The sequence below is a fragment of the Brachybacterium sp. JB7 genome, assembly GCF_003335205.1.
Lineage (GTDB): Bacteria > Actinomycetota > Actinomycetes > Actinomycetales > Dermabacteraceae > Brachybacterium > Brachybacterium alimentarium.
The window spans coordinates 83,536-105,846 of the sequence record NZ_QPGN01000006.1 but is presented as its reverse complement, the minus strand read 5'-3'; the positions used below and the strand labels follow the sequence as shown (position 1 = coordinate 105,846).

The window sequence follows — 22,311 nt, the reverse complement described above, 5'->3', positions numbered from 1 at the left end:
ACTCAGGTCGAACTGGGGTGATCGACGGGATTTGAACCCGCGACCGCCTGGACCACAACCAGGAGCTCTACCAACTGAGCTACGACCACCATGTGCGGATCGAAACCCGCAACGAGAGATAAGCATACCGTCTCTCAGCAGCGTTCTCCTCCTCGAACAGCCCTCCGGGAGTGTGAGACGCATTGCATCGGCTGCCCGGGCCCCGGCCGCCCGAGGATCGGGTGCCGGGCCGGCAGCGAACCGGTGCGCGTCCCCGGCTCAGAGCAGCTCGGCGCGCAGCTGCTCGGGGGACTTCGGGGAGAGCAGGCCCGGTGCCACGTCGAAGGGAGTCCTCGCCCCGTGCTCCCCGGCGGCGGCCAGTCGGCCCGCGGCGCGGGCGTAGGCGACGAGCACGCTCGCGGTGAACTCGGGGTTCGAGTCCTCCTGCAGGCGGTACTCGATCGTCTGGTTGGTGCCGGGGGAGGATTCGCCGGCGCGGATCACGAAACCGCCGTGGGGCATGCCCTGGTGGTCGCGGGCGAGCTCCTCGGCGCTGAGGAAGGTCACCGTCGTGTCGTAGGGCTCGAAGTAGTGCGGCATTGTCACGATCTCCTCGCGCACGGCGTCGGCGTCGGCCCCGTCCTCGAGCACCACGAAGCATTCACGGGTGTGCTTCTCACGGGTGCTCAGGGCGGGCTGCTCGCCTGCGCGGACTCGGGCGATCGCGTCCTGGGAGGGGATCGTGTACTGGACGGCGGCGGCGACCCCGTCGAGGCGGCGCAGCGCGTCGGAGTGCCCCTGCGACAGGCCGCGGCCCCAGAAGGTGTAGGTGCAGCCCGTCGCGAGGATGGCCTCCCCGTACACGCGGTTGATGGAGAACAGGCCGGGGTCCCATCCGGTGGAGATGAGCGCCGTGGTGCCCGCCACGCGGGCGGCGGCGTCGACCCGTGCGAAGTGCTCGGGGATACGGGCGTGCGTGTCGAAGCTGTCCACGACGGTGAAGCGCTCGGCGAGCAGCGGGGTCTGTTCGGGGAGGTCGGTCTTCGAGCCGCCGCAGAGCAGGAGCACATCGACCTCGTCCTGCATCGATTCGAGCGCGTCGATCGACCGCACAGGAGTCTGCTCGTGCACGGTGCTCACCGTGGCCGGGTCACGGCGCGTGAACACGCCCACCAGCTCCATGTCCTCCTGGAGGGAGACGGCGATCTCGACACCTCGTCCCAGGTTCCCGTAGCCGACGATGCCGATCCGGAGTGCAGTCATGGTCCTCGTTCTTCTCGATGCGGAGCGCGGCCCAGACCAGGGACGCCGTGCCCGATCCTACTGGAGGACGGCACGTGAGCCGTGAGCGGCGGACGCGCCGTCGGCTCGCATCCCGCAGCTCGTATCCCGTTTCCGGTGCCCGGTGCCCGGTGCCCGGTGCCTGGTGCCTGGTGCCTGGTGCCTGGTGCCTGGCGTTCCGTGCCCGGCGCCTCGTGCCCGGTGCCTCAGGCCCCGGGCCGCGACGGCGTCCGCGTCCTCCGCGCGTTGCACGGTCCATGGCGCAGGGGGAGACTGGGGGAATGATCGTCGCCTTCTCCGTCCAGCCCACCGGTGAGCCCTCCGACCCGGCTCTTGCCCGCCATCTCGGGGAGGGGGCCGACGGCGCGAGCGTGCACGACGCGGTCGCCGCTGCGGTGCGCGTCGTACGGGACTCGGGCCTGCCCACCCGCACCAGCTCGATGTTCACCGAGATCGAGGGGGAGTGGGACGACGTGATGGACGTGGTCCGCCGCGCGACGGAGGAAGCCGGGCGCTACGGATCCCGGGTCTCCCTCGTGCTGAAGGCCGACATCCGCCCTGGCCACGAGGGAGAGCTCGACGGGAAGATCCACCGCATGGAGCAGGCGCTGGGCGAGCTCGACGGCTGAAGCCCGACCGGCTCCTGTGCGCAGGGACGGGGGCGGGGACAGGGCGTGCGACCGCGTCAGGCCACCGGCGCCATCGCGTCGTACTCGCGGAATCGCGGAACGCGGCGCAGCAGCAGCGTGATCAGCACGATCACCACGATCCCGCCCAGCAGCGGCGGGAACCACAGCGCGGTGATGGAGGCGAGGGTGCCCGCGTAGAGCGCGCCGAGCCGTGGACCGCCTGCGACCACCACGATGAAGACGCCCTGGAGCCGGCCGCGCATCGCATCGGGCACTGCGGCCTGCATCATCGTGTTGCGATAGATCGAGGAGATGTTGTCCGCCCCGCCGGAGACGGCGAGCGCCACGCAGGCCGCCGCGATCAGCACCAGGTGAGGGTTCTCCTCGTCGGCCCCTGGGAAGCACACTGCTACCAGCAGCACCGCGCCGAAGAGCGCGATCGCCGCGCCGTACACCTGGATCGCGCGGGCGATCCCGCGTCCGTGCCAGCGGTACCGCGCAGCCCGCCCGGAGAACAGGCTCGAGAGGAAGGTCCCGGCGGCGACCGCGGCCGTCAGTGCACCGGTGGTGATCGCCCCACCGCCCAGCAGCACCGTGCCCAGCGCCGGGAACAGCGTCAGCGGCTGTCCCAAGGTCATCGCGATGAGGTCCATGAGGTACTGGGTGCGGATGTTCGCCGAACGGCGCAGGTACCGCCAGCCGTCCACGAGGGAGGCGAGCCCAGGGCGCACGATCTCGCCCTCGGGACGCAGGGGCGGCAGGCTCCACAGGCCCAGGAACATCGCCAGCATGAGCACGACGTCGATGCTGTAGGTGAGTCCGTAGCCGGTCAGTGCCACGAGGACGCCGGCGAGCGCCGGGCCCACCATGACCATCACGCCGATGGTGATGCCGTTGAGCGCGGAGGCTGCCGCCAGCAGCTCCGTGGGCAGCAGCCGCGGCACGATCGCGGTGCGAGTGGCCATGCCCACCGAGTTCGCGGCCGCGTTGAGCACGCTGAGCAGGTACAGCCAGCCGATCGTCTCCAGCCCGGCCCAGGTCAGGGAGGCCAGCAGCGCGGTGGAGACGAAGGTGATCATCGCGGCGGCGAGCGCGACGCGACGGCGGTCGAAGGCATCGGCGAGCATCCCGCCGTAGAGCCCGGCGATGATCATCGGGACCAGGCCCGCCACCGCCACCATCGAGACCGCGAAGGTGCTGCCGGTCAGCGTGAACACGTGCAGCATCACCGTGACGATCGTGAGCTGACCGCCGAGTCCCGCGAGGGTGGAGCCGATCCACAGCTTCGTGAACGCGCGGCTGGTGCGGAACGGCCTCAGGTCGAGGAACGCGGACGGGGAGCGGGGCACCCGAGGAGCATAGGCCGCTCGAGACCGGGATCGCGCTCGGCCCGCCGCGATCGCTCACGGCTACCCGCACGACGGAGCCCCGGCCCCGTCTCCGTAAGGAGGTCGGGCCGGGGCTCCGGGACGATGCGCCGTCGGCGCGGGCGCTCAGCTGTGCAGGTCGTGGTCCAGCAGGTCGTCGCGCAGCGCAGCAGCCAGGGTGGGCGTCACCGGCAGGCGCGGGATCAGCGTGGCCTGGAAGGCGTGGTAGACGTCTGGCTTGCCCGGCCAGGTCACGCCCTGGACCTGATTGTCGCCGTCGAGCTCGTGGAACCAGGAGCCGTTCTCGGGATCCAGCAGGTAGGTGGAGATGTACTCCCACCACTGCTCATAACGCTCGGCCCACACGCGATCGCCGGTCACCTGGTGCATCGCCGCAGCGGCGCCGACGGCCTCGGCCGCGACCCAGTGCATGCGCTCGCGGGCCACGGGCGTGCCGTCCCAGTCCACGGTGTACACGAAGCCGGGTGCCCCGTCGATCCCGAAGCTCGCCGCGGACTTCTCCATCAGCGCGGTGGCGGCCTCGAGCATCCACTCCGGGGCGTCGCCGTCGGCCGCGATCAATGCGGCCCGGGCGTGCAGGACCAGGCGGGCCCATTCGATCCAGTGCCCGATCGTGGCCCCGTAGGGACGGAACGGGTGATTGGGCTCGTCGCGGTTGTACTCCAGCAGCGGGTTCCAGTCCGTGTCGAAGTGCTCGGGCAGCGCCCAGTCGTTGGCGCGGGCGAACTCGTCGATCGCGCGGGTCATGATGCCCACCGCGCGATCCAGCCAGCGTCGCTGACCGGTGACATCGGCCGCGGCGAGCAGGGCTTCGACCGTGTGCATGTTCGCGTTGATCCCGCGGTACTCCTCGCAGTGCGAGAAGCTCCGGTCGAAGGTGTCCACGCTCATGCCGGCGGCCTCGTCGAAGAACTTCGCATCGAGCACCGCGAGGGCGTCCTCGAGCAGCTCCTCGGCGCCCGGTCGTCCGGCGGCCAGTGCGGAGGACGCCGCGAGCACCACGAAGGCGTGGGCGTAGGCCTGCTTGGAGTCGTCGACCGGTTCGCCGTCGGCGACGGCCGAGAACCAGCCGCCGTGCTCGGCGTCCTGGAAGACCCCGCGCAGGGAGGCGATGCCGTGATCGGCGAAGCGGCCGAAATCGGGGCGTCCTAGCAGGTGGCCGAGGGCGAAGCAGTGGGTCATGCGGCAGGTCAGCCACAGCTCCGAGGGGCGTGACAGATCTGCCTGACCGTGCTCGTCCAGCCAGGCGAAGCCGCCGTCCTCCCGCACGGACTCCGACCCGAACACGAGCAGCTCATCGCCCTCGCCCTCGAGCCAGGAGCGGTGCGAGGCACGATCGATCCACGGCACGTGCGGGGCGGGTGGAGCGTCGACGGGCTGCGGCGCGGCATCGGTGAGCTCGAACGCCCGGGAGGCGACCTGGGCCTGCGCCGTCGTGGGTCCGGGCTCGTCCACCAGCAGGACCTCGCGGTAGTACTTGAGCTCCTGGATGGACTCGCGGATGTCCGCGAGGGCGCGGTGGCCGCCGTGCTTGGCGGGGATGTTGTAGTAGACGCGGGGGAACCAGCGCTTGGCGAGCTCCTTGAGGCTGGAGACGTCGATGGTGCGGTAGGACAGCCACTGGGCGAACTCCGGCACGTCGCGGTCCAGGAACACGCGGTCGGTGCCCACGCTGTTGCCGGCCAGCGGCGCCTTGCCGGGCTCGGGGCAGAACTGCTGCACGTAGGCGAGGCACTGGGCCTGCGCCTCTTCGAGCGTCATCCCGCCGTCGAGCTCGTCGAGCAGGCCGGAGACGGTGTGCATGTTCACCACGAAGGGGTCCATGCCGGTGAGTGATTCGGCCGGCGGCTTGATGACGACGTCGATGCCGTCACCGAGGATGTTCAGATCGGCGTCGGTCACGAGGACGGCGATCTCGACCAGCGCATCGCGCTGCTTGTCGAGGCCGGTCATCTCGCAGTCGACCCAGATGATGCGGTCGTTGATGGAGCGGGAGGAGCTGGAAGTCACCCGACAACAGTAGCGCGAGCGGGCACCTCGTACCGAAGCCGTCGGCGCAGACGAGGTGCGCACCTCGTGGTTACCATGTAGTCATCGCGAGGTCGCCGCCGACCGCGCCGTGAGCCGTCCGAGGAGTCCGACGTGAATCTGTACTTCCGCCTGCTGGTGTTCATGATCCGAGTGCGCTTCCGCAGCCGCCTGAGCATGTGGGACACCTCGACGGTCTCGTTCCGGGTGAACCCGGCCGATCTCGACGTGCAGCGGCACATGAACAACGGCCGGTATCTCACGCTCATGGACCTGGGCCGGATGGACCTGATGCTGCGCTCGGGTTTCTGGAAGAAGGTCACTGACCAGGGCTGGTACCCGGTCATCGCCGGACAGTCCATCACCTACCGTCGCTCCCTGACGCTGTGGCAGAAGTTCGAGCTGTCCTCACGCGTGATCGGTCATGATGAGCGCTGGATCTACATGGAGCAGGTGTTCCGGGTAGGGGAGAAGGTCTACGCCGACGCTGTGATCCGCGCCCGTTTCCTGCGGCGCAGCGGAGGCTCGGTCGACATCGACGAGATCCTCGCCCTGGCCGGCCCTGTCCCGGAGGACGTGCAGGTGCCCGAGTGGGTCATCGACTGGAACGAGTCCGCCTCCCAGCACAGCCGGGAGCTCTGAGGCGCGAGGCCTCCTGCTGCACGTGAGCGGCGAGGTAGTGCGCGGAACTGCGGAACTGTACGGAGCGTGCGCCGGGCGTCCCGTCCTGAGCACGTCGTGTGGTCAGCTGAACGTCCGCGGGGGAGCGGTCTGCTGCGACCGACGCCGACGGATCTCCTCGATCCCGCTGATCGCCAGCAGCACCGCCACGACCCCCAGCAGGACCCACTGCTCGAGCAGACCGGCGACGATGCCCGTCACCACCAGCGCGAGCAGGTAGACGATGTTCAGCGCCCGCACGGAGACGCCCAGGAGCGTGGCCCCGAATCGTCCCCGCAGAAGACGCAGCACAAGGAGCAGAGCGATGCCGCCGAGAGTGAGGACCTTCAGCAGCATGTGGAGCTCCTGACGACGGCGGGGCGAGCGATGGCAGTGCCCCCAGCAGGACTCGAACCTGCAACCTACGGATTAGAAGGCCGTTGCTCTATCCATTGAGCTATGGAGGCGTGGGCCCGGGCCGACGGTGGGCGCGGCCCCGGGCGCGGATGAGTCTACCGACCTGCCCAGCGACTGCGTGCATCGCGCGATGTCCGTGGACCGCGCGGCGGTGCGTTCCGGGACGGGGCGCCGGCGCCGGCCTGGCAGTGCGGGCAGAACCACAGCACTCGCGGTTCGGTGCCCTCCTGGCGGGGGTCGGCGATCTCGTCGCGCTCGATCCGGGTGCGGCAGCGACGGCACTGTCGGCCGCCCCGGCCGTAGACCCACAGATCACCGTCGCGCCCGAGCATTCCCCCGGTGGTCACGCGCACCGTGCGGTCCTGATTCAGCACCAGCAGGCGACGGGCGAGGTCCACGAGCTCACCGAGATCTCCCGCGGCAGCGGTCGGAGCGGCCGGGTGCACTCGGCGCAGGAAGCACAGCTCGCTGCGGTAGATGTTGCCGATGCCGGCGAGATTGCGCTGGTCCAGGAGGGCGAGGCCGATGGCCCGCTCCGGCTCCGCCGAGAGGTTCAGCACGGCTCGGGCGCGTTGCTCCTCGCCCCAGTCAGGATCCAGCAGGTCGGGGCCGAGATGGCCGACGAGCTCGTTCTCGTCGGCGGTGCGCACGATCCGCACCTGCTTCACGTCGTACGCGATCGCGAGGGATTCGTGGCCGTCCTCGTGGCGGGCTCTCAGCACGATGCGGATCGTCTCCGCAGGCCGCGGCGCGGCGCTGGTGTCGCTCGAGCGGAGGGCCTTGCCGTTCACCCGCCAGATCCCGTCCATCATGAGGTGGGTGTGCAGCGTGAGCGGGGCGAGCCTCGCGGCCGGCGGTGCCAGGCGCATCATGAGGTGCTTACCGCGGGGCCGCACCTCGATCACGGTCCACCCGACGAGGTCCGAGGTGGCGAGGCGGGGTACGCGCAGACCCGACTCGGTCAGGGTCGCTCCGGCGAGGGCCTCGTGCAGGATCCGGCACTGCCGGGCGACGGTGTCCCCCTCGGGCATCAGCGACCTCCTGCGCGCAGACGGATCGACTTCGGGGAGCGATAGCAGCCGGCCGCGACGAGCGCTTCGCTGATGGCCGCGACCGGTTCGCTGTCGATCGGATGACCGTTGACCCGTTCGATGCGCAGCTGGGGCAGGCGCGAGTCCTCGGCGATCGCCCGCACGAGCTGCTGGGAGATGAGCTCTGTCGCCGACGGATCCGTCCACCACAGCAGGTGCTTGGCGCCCTTGTCGACCACCGCGGCCACCTGGCCGTCCCTCAGCAGCACGAGGGCTCCGGCACGGCGTGCGGGCCGCACGGTCGTACCCTCGGGAGGCGTGATCTCCAACGAGGGCCAGGGGAGCGCGGCGCCGTAGGGGTTCGCGGGATCCGTGGCCGCGAGCGCCACGACGGAGGTGGACGACGAGGGACCTTCGGTGCCGCCCGAGTCCTCCGTGCTGTCCCCGGAGTCCGCCTCCCGTTCCCGGTCGCGCAGGAGGTCCACGGCCTCCACCGGGGCGAACTGCGAGGCACCGAGCCCCTCGACGAAGTAGCCCCGGCGGCAGCTGCCGTTCTCCTCGAGCACCGCGAGCACCCGGTACACGGCGGCGAAGCTCCCGGGGATGTCCTCGACGTCCATGGCGCCCCGGGTGACCACGCCGTGACGGTCCAGCAGCAGCGTCGCCACCGCCGCGGCGCGGGCGGCGGGGTCCACTCCCTCGACGCGGACAGCGCTCCAGCGCCCCGCGCCGACGGGCCCGGAGACGACCTCGGAGGCCGACGAGACCCCTTGGCGCATCATCGCCGCCGACAGTCGTGCCGCGCCCCGCCGACTCAGCGAGCGGGACCGCCCGGAGGACCGGGTGGACCGCTGGGTGGCCGGACCACGGCCGTAGCTGCGCAGGGCGTCGAAGGAATCGTTGGTGATCAGCCCCTGGAACGCGAGATCCCACAAGGCCTCGTGCAGGTCGGGTGGGTGCACCGCGCCGCCGTCATCCGCGAGTGCGGTGAGGATCTCGCCGTGCCGGAGTGCTCCGGGCATCGCGCGCAGCAGGGCGAGGATCCGGGAGGGCAGCGACCCCTCGGCCAGGGCCGCGGCGGACTCCTCGAGCATCTCGATGTCGAGCCCCAGAGGCAGGGCGTCGGCGAGGTGGAGCCGGATCCAGCCGTCGTCCGCTCCGAGCCGGCCGTGACCGGTCCAGACCAGCTCGCCGGCCGCGAACGCCGCATCCACGGTCGCCGAGGTCAGGTCCGGCAGCCGGACCGGCAGCACCTGGGACTCCCAGGCCGACAGCGGCAGCGAGACCCCGGCGAGCTGGTCGACCACGGACAGCAGTCCGTCGCGTCCCGTCCACGCCGCACGTTCCCGTCGGCCGTCGCGGCGACGTCCCACCAGATGCTGCCACTGCCCGAGGAAGCGGGCGTAGACCGGGCCGGGGACCGGGGCGATCTCGCGGCGGGAGGCGGCCAGGCTCGCGCGGCGGATGCGCCGCAGCACCTCCGCGTCGACCCACTCCTCGCCCTCGCGGCCCGGCGTGAACTCGCCCTGCTGAAGCACCCGTTCTGCGGTGAGCTGCTCGAGCGCGCCCCGGGCGACCCCGGGCGCGAGACCGAAGGCCTCGACCGGCGAGGAGGCGGGGAACGGCCCTCGTCCGCGCGCCCAACGGGAGAGCAGCTGGGCGACCGCCCGATCCACTTCGGCCAGATGCGCGTCCGGCACCCCGGGCGGGAGCGCGACCCCGAGCGCGTCGCGCAGCAGCCCGGCGTCCTCGATCGCGGCGACGTGCTCGCGGCCCGCGATGCGCACGGTCAGGATCCGCCGCGAGTCGTGGAGCCGGGCGAGCTCGGTGTTCAGCTCGACCCCCTCCGCCGTGCGCAGTGCGAGGTCCTCGGGGGTCAGTGGGCCCAGGCGCCGGAGCACATCCGCGATCTGCTCGGCGCCGCGCAGGGCCCGCTCGGCGGTGAGCCCTTGCAGACGGCTCTCGACCTCCGCGATCACCTCGGCATCCAGCAGCTCGCGCAGGCTCACCGCACCCAGCAGCTCGGCGAGCAGCGACTGGTCCAGCGCGAGCGCGGCGGTGCGCCGTTCGGCGAGCGGGGCGTCGGCGTCGTAGATGAACTGGGCGAGATAGCCGAACAGGAGCGAGCGGGCGAACGGGGAGGGGGAGGGGGTCTCGATCTCGCGCACCTGGACGCGGCGCCGACCGATCTGCGTCATGAGATCGATCAGTGCAGGCAGGTCGTAGACGTCCTGCAGGCACTCGCGCGCCGCCTCGAGCATGATCGGGAAATCCGGATAGGGACGCGCCACCTCCAAGAGGCTCGAGGAGCGCTGACGCTGCTGCCACAGGGGAGCACGCTGCTGCGGATCACGACGAGGCAGCAGCAGGGCGCGTGCCGAGCACTCGCGGAACCTCGCCGCGAACAGGGCGGAGGATCCGACGAGCCGCCGCACCTCCTCGTCGATCTCCTCGGGGGTGAAGACGAAGAGATCCGCGCCCGGCGGGTCCTCGCCGTGGGGGATCCGCAGCACGATGCCGTCATCGGCCGCCATGACCTGACCATCCAGACCGTAGCGCTCCTCCACCCGTGCGCCGACCGCGAGGGCCCAGGGCCCGGTGATCCGCTGGCCGTAGGCGCAGTGCAGCACCACCCGCCAATCGCCGAGCTCATCGAGGAACCGCTCGACGACCAGCTGCTCCGGACCCGGCACCGCCCCGGTGGCCTGCTGCTGCTCGGCGAGATGATCCAGCAGCACGGTGCGCGCGTTGGCCTCGAGCCCTAAGCCCATGAGACGGGAATCGGCCTCGCTGCGGTCCAGGGAGGCGAGCTCGCTCTGCGCCGTGGCGATCGCCCGGCCGAGGCTCGCCGGGCGACCGTCGCCGTCGCCGTGCCAGAAGGGGATGCGGCCGGTGAGCCCGAAGGCGGGGGAGACGGTGACCCGGGAAGCGGTGATCTCCTCGATCCGCCAGCTGCTGGTGCCCAGCGTGATCACGTCCCCGCGACGCGACTCGTAGACCATCTCCTCGTCGAGCTCCCCGACCCGTCGGGGCTGGGTGTCGTCGTCGCCCGTGACCAGGTGCACGGGATAGAGGCCGCGATCGGGGATCGTGCCGCCGCTGGTGACCGCGAGGCGCTGCGCGCCGGGCCGGGCCGAGAGCACGCCGGTGTCGTGGTCGTGGACCAGGCGCGGTCGCAGCTCGGAGAAAGCGGTGGACGGATAGCGCCCGGCGAGCAGATCGATGGTCTGGTCGAAGGCCGAGCGGGGGAGAGCACGATAGGGGTGCGCGGTGCGGACCAGGTCGAACCAGTCCTCGACCTGCAGATCGTCCATCGCCGCGGCGGAGACGGTGTGCTGGGCGAGCACGTCGAGGGCGTTGCGGGGCACCGTGAGCGGTTCGATGCGTCCGGCGACCGCCTCCTGCACGGCGACCGCGGAGCGCAGCACGTCCGCCGCATGCAGCGGATGCAGGGACCCCGTGGAGACGGCTCCGACGTCGTGCCCCGAGCGGCCCACCCGCTGCAGCAGGCTCGAGACCGACATCGGTGCCGCGACCTGCAGCACGAGATCCACCGCGCCCATGTCGATCCCCAGCTCCAGGGAGGAGGTCGCGACCACGCAGCGCAGGGTCCCGGACTTCAGCTGGTCCTCGATCTGGGCACGGACCTCCTTGGACATCGATCCGTGGTGGGCCCGGGCGATGTCCTCGACCCCGTCGCTCTCGTCCACCTCGCCGGAGCCCTCGGAGGCCACTGATCCCACGGAGGCCACGGAGGCCACTGATCCCACGGAGGCCACGGAGGCCACTGATCCCACGGAGGCCCGGGAGCCCCCAGAGATCCCGGAGCCCTCGGCGTGCGGCGATCCGCTCGACGGTCCGTCCGCCGAGCGATCCGCGTCAGGGGCCCGGCGACGGGCGTGCAGCCGGTTCAGCTTCCCGGTCAGACGCTCGGCCTGGCTGCGGGAGTTCGTGAAGACGATCGTGGAGCGATGCGCGAGGACCTTCGCGAGCACGGCCCGTTCGACATGCGGCCAGATTGTGCCCGAGACGTCCTCGTCATCGATCGCATCGGGAGGCGGCTCGATGGCCTGCAGATCCGGCACCGGGAGCGACACCGTGATCTCCCATTCCTTGGTCGACTCGGGCTGGACCACGGTCACCTCCCGGGAGCGCCCCGACCCGGTGAGGAAGGCGGCGACCTCGTCCACGGGCTCGACGGTCGCGGAGAGACCGATCCTCTGCGCCGGCGTCTCGAGCATCGCGTCCAGACGCGCCAGGGACAGGGCCAGGTGCACGCCGCGCTTGGTCCCTGCCACGGCGTGCACCTCGTCGAGGATCACCGTCTCCACGCCGCGGAGGATCTCCCGTGCCTGTGAGGTGAGCAGGAGGAACAGCGATTCCGGGGTGGTGATGAGGATGTCCGGCGGATGGGTGGCGAGCCGGCGCCGCTCGGCCGGCGGAGTGTCTCCGGTGCGCACGCCCACGCTGATCGGCGCACGGCTCAGCCCGAGCCGCTCGGCGGTGCGCGCCGTGCCGACCAGTGGGGAGGTCAGGTTGCGCTCGACATCGACCCCGAGGGCCTTGAGCGGCGAGATGTACAGGACGCTGACGGCCCCGCGATCGCTCCCGGCGGCCCGGCTCCCGTCCGAGCGCGCGGCCGACCGACCCGTCGGTCGATCTGCCGGGGGCTCCTTCGCCGCGAGCCGATCGATCGCCGTGAGGAAGGCGGCGAGGGTCTTGCCGGATCCCGTGGGGGCCACCACCAGGGTGTCGTCCCCGCGCTCGATGGCGTTCCAGGCCCCGGCCTGCGCTGGGGTGGGGGCGTCGAAGGATTCCGCGAACCACGTCGCGATGGCGGGGGAGAAGGACGACGGGAGGTCCAGGCGGGGCGCGACCATCGCACCATTGTGGACCGCAGCTCCGACAGTGGGCCTCTTCGGCCCCGGATCGGCGCCGACGGGCAGCAGCCCCTGCCAACTCCCGAGCCATCGTGGCAGGATGGAGGCACGGCGGGACACGCGACTGCTGGTCCCGCGCATCACACGACGAAGGGATGATCCTCATGGCGGAGTTCACGCTTCCTGATCTCGATTACGATTACGGCGCGCTGGATCCCTCGATCTCCGGCAAGATCATGGAGCTGCACCACTCCAAGCACCACGCGACCTATGTGAAGGGCGCGAACACGGCGCTGGAGAAGCTCGCGGCGGCTCGTGAGGCCGGTGACTTCTCGACGGTGAACCAGTTCTCGAAGGATCTGGCGTTCAACCTCGGTGGCCACACGAACCACTCGATCTTCTGGAAGAACCTCTCGCCCGAGGGTGGCGACAAGCCCACCGGCGAGCTGGCACAGGCGATCGATGAGTTCTTCGGGTCGTTCGATGCGTTCCGTGATCACTTCACCGCGGCGGCGCTGGGCATCCAGGGTTCGGGCTGGGCCGTGCTGGCGTACGAGCCCATCGGTGGCAACCTGGTGATCGAGCAGTTCTACGATCAGCAGAACGGTGTGCCGGTGGCGACGATCCCGCTGTTCCAGCTGGACATGTGGGAGCACGCGTTCTACCTGGACTACCAGAACGTGAAGGCCGATTACGTGAAGGCGATCTGGAACATCGTGAACTGGGCGGATGTCCAGGCACGGTTCGAGGCGGCTCGCGCGACGGGCTCCGGTCTGGTCATTCCCCAGGCCTGATCCCTCCGGGACGGACACAGTGATGGACGGCCGGCTCCCCAATGGGGACCGGCCGTCTTTCGTCTGTGGGGTGACCGGGCGAACCGGGCCGGCAGCGCCAGGCGGGGCGACAACGCCCACCGCACGAGCCGGGGCGACGACGCCGACCGCGCGCGCCGGGGCGACGACGCCGACCGGCCGAGCTGGGCCCGCAGGAGCAGCAGAGCGAGCATGACCCACCGCCCGGCGACGCCGGGCGACTCGTTGACCTTTCCTCCCCAGACCCCCGTCGTCCACAGCAGCCGTGTGGTCCTGGAGGAGGGGGCGGGGACTGGCGACTCTGGACTCATCGGCACGGAGCCGATGCCGGACTCTCCGGCACCTGAGGAAGGGCAACACCATGCGCGACATCCAAACCACTTTGATGGGCAATGCGACCGCCGACCCGAAGTCCCGCCCGCAGGAGGACGGCACTCTCTCCGCGAGCGTGCGGATCGCCGTCACCTCGCGGTACTACGACTCCTCCAAGAACGATTTCACCGATCGGAAGACCGAATTCATCACGGTCTTCGCACGGCGGGCGCTGGCCCGCAATCTGCTGAGCTCGGTGAAGAAGGGGAACCCGCTGGTGGTCACCGGTCGGCTGGGGAGCTCCGAATGGGAGACCGAGGGCGGCGTGATACGCCATTCGCTGACCCTGCAGGCCGAGGCCATCGGTCCTGACCTCACGTTCGGGACCGCGACGTTCCTGCGCCCGCTGAAGGAGGACGACGTCCCGGATCACGATCCGCAGACCGGTGAGGTGCAGGGATCGGGCGGCGACGAGGAGGAGGAGTCATCGCTCGCGGCCGCGCAGAGCGAGGGCGCTGAGCTGGAACCCGCGTTCTGAGGGGATCAGGCCTCGGGCTGCAGCGTCTGCAGCAGGGCAGCGGAGATATCGGGCAGCAGCGCGGCGCCGAGGACATAGCCGTTCTCGTCGCCGCGGTGCACCGCCGACCAGGTGGTGCCGTCCGCCAGCGCGGCCACGACCACCCGCAGCGCACGCCCGGTAGACAGGTCCGCCTCGGTGTCCTCTGTACGCAGTGACCACGCCGACGGCGCGAGCTCGCAGGCGATCGCGGCCCCGGCGGCGAGATCGGGCCACTGCACGACCTGCAGCGCGGCCAACGGATCGACCGCGTCGCCCGTGGCGTCGGCCGCCGAGGAGCCGTCGTCGAGATCGATCGGGGTCAGGTGCAGCTCATCGAGCGCCTCGGCGCCCTCGCCCTCGACGCCCAGCAGGGCGGCGAGCGACGGGGACGCGCTCATCAGCTCGGCGCTGCGGGCCAGCGCGTACAGGCGCGGCACGGTCAGCGGCTGCCCGTCGACATGCCGGGAGATCTCGAGAACAGCGGCGGCCAGAGCCGCCGTCGGGGCGTCGAGGGGGTCCGTTTCGGGAGTCGTCATCGGATCGAGAGGTCCCTTGCAGCTAAGGCCTGACAGAATAGGGGTGTCGCCGCGTCGCGTGGCGGCACCACACTGTACCCGGAGACACGGGGACCATATCTGCGCTGGCGCAGGGGTCCGTCGGCTCCGACACCGAGGCACCCGAGGTATCCGTGAGTTTCTCCGCCCCGTTCGGCGACGCACCCCGGCCGCGACCGCGGCCAGCACCAGATTCCAGCAGTGGAAAGGACTCTCGACGGATCTCCCCGCTCGCCATCACCGCGATCGTCATCGCGGCGGTGGTCATCCTGCTCGTCATCGCCTCGGAGGTGTGGACGAAGTATCTGTGGATGAACCAGCTCGATTTCACCGACGTGCTGGCAGTCCGCTGGGGCACGCAGGGCATCCTGTTCGTCATCGGATTCATCCTGTTCGCAGTGCCCCTGTTCTTCAGCCTGCGTATCGCGTACGTCAAGCGTCCCGTCTACCCGCCCGTCACTCGGGAGCAGGAGGCGCTCGAGCAGTTCCGTGCCGCGGTCGATCCGCTGCGCAGGGGAGTGACCATCGCGGCGCCCTTGATCATCGGTGCCTTCGGCGGTCTCGCGCTCGCGCGGCGCTGGCAGGACGTGCAGATGTTCCTGCACTCGCAGTCGTTCGGGGAGACCGACGCGGTGTTCGGCAACGACATCGGCTTCTACGTCTTCTCGCTCCCGGCGATCAGTCTGATCATCTCCTTCGGCCAGTTCATCCTGCTGGTGGCGATCGTCGGTGCGCTCATCGGCCACTTCATCTACGGAGGGGTGGCGTGGGGCCAGGAGACGGGCCTCGAGGTCACGCGCTCCGCACGCCGTCATCTCGGCGTGCTGGCCGCGATCTACGTGCTGCTGCTCGGCGCAGGCCACTGGTTCCAGCGCTATGACCTGCTGACCGCTGAGCACTCCCGGTTCGAGGGTGCTGCGTACACCGACGTCCACGCGATCCTTCCGGCGCAGACGATCCTCGCGATCGCCGCTGTGGTGGTCGCGGCGCTGTTCGTGCTGTGGATCTTCCGCTCGGACTGGCGGATCCCGGCGATCGGCGCAGGCCTGATGATCCTGTCCACCCTCGCCGTGGGCAACCTGTATCCGTGGGCCATCCAGCAGTTCAAGGTCCAGCCCAACGAGCGTGCGCTCGAGCAGACCTACATCCAGCGCAACATCGACGCCACGCGTGCGGCGTTCGATGTCGACGACGTCAACGAGGTCGCCTATACGGCGACCACCGATGCGACCTCGGGCGCTCTGCGCGAGGACGCCTCGACCACGGCGCAGATCCGTCTGATGGATCCCAACATCATCTCGCCGACGTTCGAGCAGCGAGAGGCGAACCGCCGCTACTGGGGCTTCGACGATGTGCTCAGCGTGGACCGCTACGAGATCGATGGAGACCTCCAGGACACCGTTCTCGGCGTGCGCGAGCTCCGCCCGGATAAGTTCGGGCTGAACGATCGCTCGTGGGTGGATCAGCACATCATCTACACGCACGGCTATGGCAGCGCGGCCGCGTACGGCAACCGTCGCAATGCGGACGGCGAACCCAGCTTCCTGCAGTCGGGCGTGCCCGGCGACGGTGCCTTCGGCGACTACGAGGAGAGGGTCTACTTCGGACGCCACTCCCCGGACTACTCGATCGTCGGCGCCCCCGAGGGCCACACCGCCGAGGAGTTCGACTACCAGTCGGGCACCGATGACGAAGAGGGCGGGGACCAGGTATACAACACCTTCCAGGGCGATGGCGGCCCGGCCGTCGGCAGCTTCATCAACCAGCTGCTGTACGCCATCAAGTTCCGTGATCCGAACATCGTGATCTCGGGTTACCTCAACGACGAGTCGCAGATCCTCTACGACCGCGACCCGCAGGAGCGTGTGCGCGAGGTGGCGCCGTTCCTGTCACTGGACTCCCAGATGTACCCGGCTGTCGTGGACGGCGAGATGGTGTGGGTGATCGACGGCTACACGACGTCGGACAAGTACCCGTACTCCCAGTCCGTCGAGCTGGACAGCGTCGTGGACGACTCCCAGACGAACACGTCGGCCACGGCCGTCAACCGTGAGCGCTCGGCCAACTACATGCGCAACGGCGTCAAGGCCACCGTCAACGCCTTCGACGGCTCTGTGAACCTGTACGCCTGGGACACCGAGGATCCGATCCTCAAGGCGTGGAACGAGGTGTTCCCCGACGCGGTGCAGCCGGCCTCGGAGATCAGCGGCGAGCTGATGAGCCACCTGCGCTATCCGGCGGACTACTTCAAGGCGCAGCGTGAGATCCTCTCGACGTACCACGTGGCTGACGCGGACGACTTCTTCGGCCAGCAGGACTTCTGGCAGGTCTCCCCGGACCCCACGGTCCCTGCGCCGGAGAACCCGGACGGCTCCTCCGGCGAACAGCCGGCTCAGCCGCCGTTGTACCTGACGATGCAGGTGCCGGAGATGGAATCCCCGCGGTTCACGCTCTCCTCCAGCTATATCCCCACCCAGGGGCAGAACGTGCTCACCGGCTTCCTCGCGGTGGACTCGGAGACCGGGGGCAAGGCCGGCAATCCGGCCGATTCCTTCGGTGACATGACCCTGCTGGTGCTACCGGCGTCGAACCCGGTGAACGGGCCCGGACAGGTGCAGGCGACGTTCAACGCGGAGCCGAACGTGTCGCAGGCCCTGAACCTGCTGAAGTCCGGCAACTCCGAAGTCATCAACGGCAACCTGCTCACGTTGCCCGTGGGCGAGGGACTGCTGTACGTGCAGCCCGTCTACCTGCAGTCCTCCGCATCAGGCGGCGGTACCCAGTACCCGCTGCTGCAGATGGTGCTGGTCTCCTTCGGCGAGAAGATCGGATTCGCACCGACGCTCGACGAAGCCCTGGACCTCGTCTTCGGCGGTGACTCCGGCGCGAGTGCCGGTGACGCCGCGGTCACCGACCCCGACGGCGTCGCCGGCACGGCGGATACCGAGACCGGTGAGGGCTCCGTGGACACCCCCGCAGGCGGCGAGTCCGAGGACGACGGGGAGGAGGCTCCGGCCGACGACTCGGGCACCTCGCAGGAGAAGCTCGACTCCGCCCTCACGGACATGGATGAGGCCGTGGCCGATTCCGAGAAGGCGATGGCCAATGGGGACTGGGCCGCTTACGGCGAGGCCCAGGAGCGTATCGCCGACGCGCTGAACCGGGCCGTGGCAGCCAACGAGGAGCTCGGCGGAACCGGCACACCGGCTCCGTCCGACGGCGGAGAAGGCTGACCCGTCAGGCTCCTGAGTCGCTGACAGCACGCCCGTCCCTCCTGGTTCTGCCGGGGAGGACGGGCGTTCTGCATGGCGCCCGCAGGCGCAGATTCCGGCGTCCACATAGGTGAACGGGTGCTTGACGTGGCATGGCGCACGTTTGTGGGGGTTCGGTTGGACGCGCGGGTGGAGGAGCCGTAGAGTTACTCATGTCGACGCGGGGTGGAGCAGTTCGGTAGCTCGCCGGGCTCATAACCCGGAGGTCGTAGGTTCAAATCCTGCCCCCGCTACGAGACGAAGGGCCCCTGATCAGTGGAAACACTGATCAGGGGCCCTTGTTCTCGTCCAGACGCGGCGGGCACTGCACGCTAGGTGACCGGCAGCGCCGGTCGACCCGGTGCGCACCGTCGGACGCCCCGCTGAGCGGTCAGGTACGCAGGCCGGCGGCGACCTCGTGCAACGACGCAGCGGAACGCTGGAGGAGCTCCCGCTCGTGGTCGGAGAACGGCGTCTCCGCAATGGGATGGGCGCCCGTGCGGTTGACCACGCAGGGCACGGACAGAGCGACGCCATGCAGCCCCTGGATGCCCGAGAGCACCGGTGCGACAGGGAGAACCGCGTTCTCGTCGTTCACGATCGCCTCGACGATCCTGGTGCTCGACAGACCGATCGCGTAATTCGTCGCCCCCTTTCCCTGAATGACGGTATAGGCGGCGTCGCGGACGTCCACCGCGATCTGATCGAGAGTCGACTGTTCGAATACTCGCGCCCCTCCGACTGTCCAGTCCAGTAGGGGAACCGTACCGACGCTCGCGCTGGACCATAGGGGGAACTCGGTGTCCCCGTGCTCTCCGACGATCATGGCGTGCACGCTGGAGGCGGAGACTTGAGCACGGCGCGCAATCTCCCACCGCAGGCGGGACGAATCCAGGGTCGTGCCGGAGGCGAAGATCCGTTCGGCCGGCAACCCGCTCGCCTCCTTGGCGAGCATGGTGAGGACATCGCACGGGTTGGAGACGATCACGTAGATGGCATAGGGCGAGAGCTCCAGCAGCTGCACCATCAGCGAGCTCATGATGCGGGCGTTCGTGGCGGCGAGCTCGATGCGGTTCTGGCCGGGCTTCTGCTTGGCACCGGCGGTGATGACCACGACGTCGGAGTCGGCGGTGACGGCGATGTCGCTGCCCCCGCTGATCTCGGTCGCCCCGACGAACGTGGCGCCGTGGCAGAGGTCCAGAACCTCTGCACGAGTCTTCTCGGGTGCGATGTCGTAGAGAGCGATCTGGCGTGCCGTCCCACGGATCATCGCAGCGTAGGCAACGCTCGATCCGACAGCTCCGGCTCCGACGACGGTCAACTTGCTCACTGTTCTCATATCCCGAAGCTACCGGGATCCCCGGAGATCGAGCGGGACTTTGGACACGCCGAGATCCGCGTCGGTCTGGTGCGCCCGGTCGGCTCCTTGTCCGGCCGACACTCCGGTCGGCGGCCCACCGAATCGTCATCCGTTGCACCCGCGGCCGATCAGCGGTCGGCGCGCATCGACCAGAGCTGCTCTGCGTCCTGAGACCTCCTATGGCTCGAGGACCTGTGCGACCGTGCCTCGCGCGGAGGCTTCGTGCCTGATCTGCATCGTCATGTGTCCTTCCGCGGGCCGGAACCTCTGCTCTGGCAGGATTGCGGTATGACACCGGCTGCCCTCCCCGAACCCCGCACCCTGCTCTTCATCGGGGACTCCATCACCGACTGCGGGCGTCGCGAGGATCCCGACGCCCTCGGATACGGATATGTGCGGCTGCTCGCCGAGCACTTCGCCGCCCATGAGCCGTCGGCGACGGTGATCAACCGCGGCATCGGCGGCGACAAGGTCGCCGATCTCGTGGCCCGCTTCGGCCCGGACTGCCTCGAACAGGATCCCCAGGTGGTCACCATCTACGTGGGCGTCAATGACTCCTGGCACCGCTACACCCGCGGAGAGCACGTCTCGGACGAGGACTTCGAGCAGGGCTACCGGTACCTGCTCGACCAGCTCTCGGCGACCCGTCCGGCTGCTCCGGTGCTGATGATCGTGCCGTTCGTCGCCGACGTCGATGACGAGATGGCGCGCATCCACGAGGATCTCGACCCCAAGGTGCAGATCATCCGCGACCTCGCCCGGGAGTTCGGGCACCCGCTGGTGGATCTCGAGCAGGTGCTGACGCGCGCATGGGACGTCGGGCACTCACCCGCAGGTCTCGCCGAGGACGGCGTGCATCCGACGATCGCCGGGCATCGGCTGATCGCCGACGCCTGGCTCGAGACGTTCGCCGACGCCGACCCGACTCGTTGACCAGGACCACCTCCTGACCAGGCCAGCCGCAGTGCTCAGCGCAGCGGCGGCGTCACGTCGACCGAGAGGAAGCCCCGCCGGAAGGTGCGCGCGTCGATCGTGAGCAGTCGGCTCGGCCGCGTGGGGTTGCGCAGGTGCACATGCCCGGTGACCGGGTCTCCTCCCACCGCGGCGAAGACATGACTGGACGGCAGGGGACCGTGAGCGGTGGTGACGCGCCTGCTGAGCGGATGGGTGGACGCGGCGATCGCGCGTCCCTCCTCGCGCCACCGGACGATCTGCCGAGCATCAGGCAGTCGCAGCATCGTGCGCACTCTCATGCCCAGCAGCAGCTCGAGACCGAAACGGGCGAATCCGCGGGCCAGAACGTCGTAGCCGCCCGCGACATGGGCGGCCAGCGCCTTCTCGAGCACGCCGGCCCATCCCGGGTTCGTGCCCTCGAGGCGGGCGTACACGGGTCGCCCGCGCTCGGTCACGGGCATCTGTCGATCCACCCTGATCGGTTCGGCGAGGGCAGGCAGAGCGACCTCGACGACTCCGCCGGGAAGCTCCGTGAGCAGCGCGCCGAGGCGCTCGGGGGCGGTCTCGTGGATCGCGAGCATCGCGGCGATCACCCAGCAGTCGCCGAGCCGGCCCTGCTGCGGGCGCCGAGAGCCTGTCGTCTGCAGGGGGCCATCGTCCATGACCCATCCGGAGCCGGCCGGGGCCGCGGAGATCTGCAGGACGCCCTGCGCGGCCCATGAGCCGTCGAACCCGCCAGCGTCGGTGCCCGCACCGGCGACCGAGTCAGCGAGCACGGTGCCGTCTGCGAGCACCGTGTCGTCGACCGCGTCCGGGAACACGTCGCGCGCCCGCCCCGACGGGACGAGCGCGCGAAGGGTGCGCCGCCAGGTGCGCACGCGGGGCCGTCGTCCGATGCGCTCCGGGACGGCCGTCATGCTGAGGTCCGGTGCCGGGTCAGTGCGACTCGGCGGGGACGATCTTCTGGCCGGTGCGTTCCATGACCTCATGGAACCAGGGCTGGGAGATGTCGAAGGACTTGTGGCCGGCGATGCGCGAGAACTCGATGGCGCGCAGCACGCCGCCCTGCTCCTCGTCATGGCCGATGACGCCGGAGGCGCCCTCGAGCGAGACCTGCACGGCGAGGTCGGTCATCGACTTGATCAGGCGCAGATCGTCGGCGTTGGCCTTCGCGGAGCGCGAGAAGTAACCCGACTTCTGGACCATGGACTTCTCCGCGCCCAGCTTCTCGGAGAACTGGTTGGCGAACCACTGGCCGGGGTTGATCTTGTCGATCTTCACGTGGCCGAAGGGATCCTTCTCCGGCTCCTCGCCGCGGGCCTGCATCTCGGCGATGATCTCCGGGATGCCGGCGCCCTCGGACAGGAAGATGTTCACGCAGCCCACTTCGTCCATGACCTTCTTGAGACGCTCGGCCTCGGCGTCGATGTCCAGCGCGAGCTCGGGCAGGAACACCGCGTGCACGTCCCAGCGCTCGGGCGAGTGGCCGATGCCGGGCAGCCAGCTCTGCTGGGCATGCCACTGCTGGTAGTACTCGGCGGCCTGGGCGGTGAGGTACCCGCAGGCGCGACCCATGATCTCGTGCACGATCAGCATGCGCGGGTTCGAGCCGTGCTCGGCGATGACGTTCTGCGCGAAGACGCTGGTCTGCTCGGCGGCGGTCATCGCGCCGAGGGACTGGCGGATCGGCACGATGTCGTTGTCGATCGTCTTGGGCAGGCCCACGACGTGCAGGTCGTAGTCGTTGTCCTGCAGGTACTGCGCGAGATCCGCCGCAGTGGTGTTGGTGTCGTCGCCGCCGATCGTGTGCAGGACGTCGACACCGTCCTCCTTGAGCTTGTTCGCGGCGACCTCGAGAGCGTTCTGGCCCTCCTCGATCAGACCACGGGCGACGAGGTCAGCGGTGTTGGTGAGCTTCACGCGCGAGTTCCCGATGGGGGAGCCGCCGTAGTTGTGCAGCACGTGGGCACCTGCGCGCACCTCGTCGTCGATGACGATCTTCTCGCCGGAGAGCAGGCCCCAGTAGCCGTGCTTGTAGGCGATGATCTCGACGTCGGGCACCAGCTCGGTGTACCGCTCGATGAGGCCGCCGACGGCGGAGGACAGGCAGGGGGCATAGCCACCTGCGGTCAGCAGGGCGACGCGCTTGACGGTCATGAGGATGGGGGTCCCTTCGTGGTTCGGGGTCTCGACGCATCGAGTCTACCGATCCCCGG

16 protein-coding genes and 3 tRNA genes are annotated in these 22,311 nt (G+C 69.7%); 7 read left to right on the top strand and 12 right to left on the bottom strand.

Features of this window, described 5'->3' with window-relative positions; all coding sequences use genetic code 11:
• Window positions 1–13: 13 nt before the first annotated feature.
• Window positions 14–89: transfer RNA gene (locus CIK81_RS09460), tRNA-His, on the bottom strand.
• A 169-nt stretch (window positions 90–258) separates the two neighbouring features.
• Window positions 259–1,242: a diaminopimelate dehydrogenase gene (locus tag CIK81_RS09455; protein ID WP_096164941.1), complete on the bottom strand. Its 984-nt coding sequence runs from the start codon at window positions 1,240–1,242 to the stop codon at window positions 259–261.
• 299 nt (window positions 1,243–1,541) lie between these two features.
• On the opposite strand from CIK81_RS09455, the gene CIK81_RS09450 reads away from it, so the two are divergent.
• Entirely contained in the window at window positions 1,542–1,889 is a 348-nt protein-coding gene (locus tag CIK81_RS09450; protein WP_096164938.1) for a thiamine-binding protein, read from the top strand.
• Window positions 1,890–1,945: 56 nt separating this feature from the next.
• Here the strand turns inward: CIK81_RS09450 and CIK81_RS09445 are convergent, their stop codons facing one another.
• Window positions 1,946–3,238, bottom strand: coding sequence for an MFS transporter (locus CIK81_RS09445; RefSeq protein ID WP_096164934.1), 1,293 nt, complete (start codon window positions 3,236–3,238; stop codon window positions 1,946–1,948).
• Between the two features lie 144 nt (window positions 3,239–3,382).
• The gene (orn, locus tag CIK81_RS09440; protein ID WP_096164932.1) at window positions 3,383–5,287 is read right to left on the bottom strand and encodes an oligoribonuclease; all 1,905 of its coding nucleotides are present in this window, start codon (window positions 5,285–5,287) and stop codon (window positions 3,383–3,385) included.
• Between the two features lie 132 nt (window positions 5,288–5,419).
• Between orn and CIK81_RS09435 the strand changes: the two genes are divergently transcribed.
• Entirely contained in the window at window positions 5,420–5,947 is a 528-nt protein-coding gene (locus CIK81_RS09435) for a thioesterase family protein (protein WP_114305698.1), read from the top strand.
• Window positions 5,948–6,049: 102 nt separating this feature from the next.
• Here CIK81_RS09435 and CIK81_RS09430 read toward each other — a convergent pair whose 3' ends face one another.
• From CIK81_RS09430 to CIK81_RS09415, 4 genes are all read right to left on the bottom strand, one after another.
• On the bottom strand, window positions 6,050–6,322 hold the full coding sequence (locus tag CIK81_RS09430) for a hypothetical protein (protein ID WP_114329300.1): 273 nt from the start codon (window positions 6,320–6,322) through the stop codon (window positions 6,050–6,052).
• Window positions 6,323–6,359: 37 nt separating this feature from the next.
• Window positions 6,360–6,432, bottom strand: a tRNA-Arg gene (locus tag CIK81_RS09425).
• A gap of 45 nt (window positions 6,433–6,477) precedes the next feature.
• Window positions 6,478–7,413: a DNA-formamidopyrimidine glycosylase family protein gene (locus CIK81_RS09420; RefSeq protein WP_114329299.1), complete on the bottom strand. Its 936-nt coding sequence runs from the start codon at window positions 7,411–7,413 to the stop codon at window positions 6,478–6,480.
• A complete protein-coding gene (locus tag CIK81_RS09415; protein WP_114355641.1) occupies window positions 7,413–12,293 on the bottom strand; it encodes an ATP-dependent helicase in 4,881 nt (1,626 codons plus the stop codon). The genes CIK81_RS09420 and CIK81_RS09415 overlap by 1 nt, the downstream gene beginning before the upstream one ends.
• Window positions 12,294–12,457: 164 nt before the next feature.
• Here CIK81_RS09415 and CIK81_RS09410 point away from each other — a divergent pair, with 164 nt between their 5' ends.
• Both CIK81_RS09410 and CIK81_RS09405 read left to right on the top strand, forming a co-directional pair.
• Window positions 12,458–13,087, top strand: coding sequence for a superoxide dismutase (locus CIK81_RS09410; protein WP_114307424.1), 630 nt, complete (start codon window positions 12,458–12,460; stop codon window positions 13,085–13,087).
• Between the two features lie 379 nt (window positions 13,088–13,466).
• Complete coding sequence (locus CIK81_RS09405; RefSeq protein WP_096165717.1) at window positions 13,467–13,955, top strand: single-stranded DNA-binding protein; 489 nt, start codon at window positions 13,467–13,469, stop codon at window positions 13,953–13,955.
• A gap of 5 nt (window positions 13,956–13,960) precedes the next feature.
• On the opposite strand, the gene CIK81_RS09400 is transcribed toward CIK81_RS09405, so the two are convergent.
• Window positions 13,961–14,512 (bottom strand): PPA1309 family protein, encoded by a 552-nt coding sequence (locus CIK81_RS09400; protein WP_096165716.1) that lies wholly within the window; start codon window positions 14,510–14,512, stop codon window positions 13,961–13,963.
• A gap of 152 nt (window positions 14,513–14,664) precedes the next feature.
• On the opposite strand from CIK81_RS09400, the gene CIK81_RS09395 reads away from it, so the two are divergent.
• Together CIK81_RS09395 and CIK81_RS09390 are read left to right on the top strand one after the other, a co-directional pair.
• Complete coding sequence (locus tag CIK81_RS09395) at window positions 14,665–17,763, top strand: UPF0182 family protein (RefSeq protein ID WP_096165715.1); 3,099 nt, start codon at window positions 14,665–14,667, stop codon at window positions 17,761–17,763.
• A gap of 198 nt (window positions 17,764–17,961) precedes the next feature.
• A tRNA-Met gene (locus tag CIK81_RS09390) sits at window positions 17,962–18,035 on the top strand.
• 137 nt (window positions 18,036–18,172) lie between these two features.
• Here CIK81_RS09390 and CIK81_RS09385 read toward each other — a convergent pair.
• A complete protein-coding gene (locus CIK81_RS09385) occupies window positions 18,173–19,120 on the bottom strand; it encodes an L-lactate dehydrogenase (protein ID WP_096165714.1) in 948 nt (315 codons plus the stop codon).
• Between the two features lie 309 nt (window positions 19,121–19,429).
• Here CIK81_RS09385 and CIK81_RS09380 point away from each other — a divergent pair, with 309 nt between their 5' ends.
• Window positions 19,430–20,074, top strand: a complete 645-nt coding sequence (locus CIK81_RS09380) for an SGNH/GDSL hydrolase family protein (protein WP_096165713.1) — start codon at window positions 19,430–19,432, stop codon at window positions 20,072–20,074.
• Between the two features lie 35 nt (window positions 20,075–20,109).
• On the opposite strand, the gene CIK81_RS09375 is transcribed toward CIK81_RS09380, so the two are convergent.
• The gene (locus CIK81_RS09375) at window positions 20,110–21,012 is read right to left on the bottom strand and encodes a C2 family cysteine protease (RefSeq protein WP_114355640.1); all 903 of its coding nucleotides are present in this window, start codon (window positions 21,010–21,012) and stop codon (window positions 20,110–20,112) included.
• A gap of 19 nt (window positions 21,013–21,031) precedes the next feature.
• The gene (locus CIK81_RS09370) at window positions 21,032–22,252 is read right to left on the bottom strand and encodes a pyrophosphate--fructose-6-phosphate 1-phosphotransferase (protein ID WP_114355639.1); all 1,221 of its coding nucleotides are present in this window, start codon (window positions 22,250–22,252) and stop codon (window positions 21,032–21,034) included.
• Window positions 22,253–22,311: the final 59 nt, after the last annotated feature.

Coding starts and splice junctions, on each gene's coding strand:
- CIK81_RS09415 (WP_114355641.1), bottom strand. CDS start 12,293: ATGGTCGCGCCCCGCCTGGACCTCCCGTCGTCCTTCTCCCCCGCCATC.
- CIK81_RS09430 (WP_114329300.1), bottom strand. CDS start 6,322: ATGCTGCTGAAGGTCCTCACTCTCGGCGGCATCGCTCTGCTCCTTGTG.
- CIK81_RS09410 (WP_114307424.1), top strand. CDS start 12,458: ATGGCGGAGTTCACGCTTCCTGATCTCGATTACGATTACGGCGCGCTG.
- CIK81_RS09370 (WP_114355639.1), bottom strand. CDS start 22,252: ATGACCGTCAAGCGCGTCGCCCTGCTGACCGCAGGTGGCTATGCCCCC.
- CIK81_RS09400 (WP_096165716.1), bottom strand. CDS start 14,512: ATGACGACTCCCGAAACGGACCCCCTCGACGCCCCGACGGCGGCTCTG.
- CIK81_RS09450 (WP_096164938.1), top strand. CDS start 1,542: ATGATCGTCGCCTTCTCCGTCCAGCCCACCGGTGAGCCCTCCGACCCG.
- CIK81_RS09405 (WP_096165717.1), top strand. CDS start 13,467: ATGCGCGACATCCAAACCACTTTGATGGGCAATGCGACCGCCGACCCG.
- CIK81_RS09385 (WP_096165714.1), bottom strand. CDS start 19,120: ATGAGAACAGTGAGCAAGTTGACCGTCGTCGGAGCCGGAGCTGTCGGA.
- CIK81_RS09380 (WP_096165713.1), top strand. CDS start 19,430: ATGACACCGGCTGCCCTCCCCGAACCCCGCACCCTGCTCTTCATCGGG.
- CIK81_RS09455 (WP_096164941.1), bottom strand. CDS start 1,242: ATGACTGCACTCCGGATCGGCATCGTCGGCTACGGGAACCTGGGACGA.
- CIK81_RS09375 (WP_114355640.1), bottom strand. CDS start 21,012: ATGACGGCCGTCCCGGAGCGCATCGGACGACGGCCCCGCGTGCGCACC.
- CIK81_RS09420 (WP_114329299.1), bottom strand. CDS start 7,413: ATGCCCGAGGGGGACACCGTCGCCCGGCAGTGCCGGATCCTGCACGAG.